Source organism: Micromonospora sp. DT227, assembly GCF_049841835.1.
Lineage (GTDB): Bacteria > Actinomycetota > Actinomycetes > Mycobacteriales > Micromonosporaceae > Micromonospora.
This window is the reverse complement of record NZ_JBNCLA010000067.1, coordinates 1-343: the sequence shown is the minus strand read 5'-3', so window position 1 is coordinate 343 and position 343 is coordinate 1. Positions and strand designations below refer to the sequence as shown.

The window sequence follows — 343 nt, the reverse complement described above, 5'->3', positions numbered from 1 at the left end:
TGGTCATTCTTGTCGCCGAGGTGGCCCAGGTTCTCCAGCTTCGACTCCTGCAACGCCGTCGCGATCGAGACCACCGCGGCCCGCTCGGGCAGGCCGGCCTTCTTCGTCGCGGCGATGATCGCCTTGACGTTGGCCGTCTGCTCGTCGTTCAGGTTGATCGTGGACTGCTCACCCTGCACGCTGGCGACCGCAACCGGCTTCGCGGCCGTGGCGGCGTGCGCGGACTCGACATGACCGGCGATCGGACCGGCGAACACACCACCGGCGAAAGCCAGACCAGCAATACCCAGAACGCTCTTACGCAGCATCGTGTTCATGAGGGGGCTCCATTCGGGGGTCAACG

At 65.9% G+C, this 343-nt stretch carries 1 pseudogene; it reads right to left on the bottom strand.

Annotated features, from left to right (window positions below):
- Positions 1-317, bottom strand: a pseudogene (locus ACLQ2W_RS33920) (hypothetical protein); the annotation flags it as partial.
- Positions 318-343: the final 26 nt, after the last annotated feature.